The 1207-nt window shown below is 70.8% G+C and carries 1 protein-coding gene and 1 pseudogene; both read right to left on the reverse strand.

Annotated features, from left to right (window positions below; genetic code table 11):
- Window positions 1-575, reverse strand: a pseudogene (ligA, locus tag ACFQEU_RS16205) (NAD-dependent DNA ligase LigA); the annotation flags it as partial.
- A 70-nt stretch (window positions 576-645) separates the two neighbouring features.
- Window positions 646-1207: amidohydrolase family protein (locus tag ACFQEU_RS16210; protein ID WP_379783841.1), on the reverse strand; the 562-nt coding region annotated here is incomplete at its 5' end.

The raw sequence follows: 1207 nt of genomic DNA on the forward strand, positions 1-1207 counted from the left end.
CGACCCGGGACGGTCGGGATCGTCCGCACCTGTTCGGTGACATCGTCGCCGCGCTCGCCGTCGCCGCGGGTCGCCGCCCGGGCGTAGACGCCGTCCTCGTAGACGACTTCGACCGAGAGCCCGTCGAACTTCGGCTCACAGACGTACCGAACGTCGGCGGGGTCGAAGCCGGCCGCGTCGAGACCGGACCGGACGCGTTCGTCGAACTCCCGGACCGCCTCGGCGGTCTTCGCGTTGTCGATAGAGCGCATCGGGGCGACGTGTTCGACCGTCGCCAGCTCGTCGAGGGGTTCGCCGCCGACCCGACGGGTCGGGGAGTCCGGAGTCCCGAGGTCGAACTCGCGTTCGAGGGCCGCCAAGCGGTCGAACAGCCGGTCGTACGTCGCGTCCTCGATCAGGGGGTCGGCGTCGACGTAGTACCGGTGATCGTGTTCGCGGATCGCCGCCCGAAGCAGCGCCGTCTGCCGCTCGGCCGCCTCCCGCGACAGCTCCGCGACCGGCTCGAAGTCGGTCGGCGGCTCCTCGACGTAGGGGTTCTCCTCGGGGTCCGCGTGTCGCGTCGACGAGCTCGTCATCGACCGATACTTGATCCGCACCGGATTAAAACGGCACGAAGGAGTCCCGGATCGGGGAGGCGGACGCGTATCAGACGACCCGATCACCGCCGAGGAACACGGCCTCGGGGTCGCGCCACGCCCCGGCGTCCGCGTTGGGGTCGGCGTCGAGAACGACGAGATCCGGGCGGTACCCCTCCGTGACCCGACCGACATCGTCGAGTCCGAGGAGGTCGGCGGCGTTGACGGTGGCGGCTTCGAGCGCGTCGGCGGGGGAGAGCCCGTACTCGACCATCAGCGAGAGCTCCGCCGGGATGTCGCCGAAGTAGTTGAACGGGGTTCCCGCGTCGGTCCCCATCGCGATCGGAACGTCGGCGTCGAGCGCATGTTCCCAGGCGTCGTCGAAGCGCTCCGCGGCGTCCTCGGCCTTCGCGACCGCGTCGGCGGGGATCCCGGCCTCGGTCCCGTTCTCGACGATGCCGTGGAGGGCGCTCGCCGTCGGCACCCAGTACGTCCCCCGCTCGGCCATCATTTCGGCCGCCTCGCGGTCCATGAACGTCCCGTGTTCGACGCTCGTTATCCCCGCCTCGACCGCGTTCTTGATCCCCGCCTCGCCGTGGGCGTGTGCCGCCGTCGGCGTGTCCGTCGGCGCG

Origin of the sequence: Halorubrum tibetense (assembly GCF_042661865.1) — an archaeon.
Taxonomy (GTDB): Archaea; Halobacteriota; Halobacteria; order Halobacteriales; family Haloferacaceae; genus Halorubrum; species Halorubrum tibetense.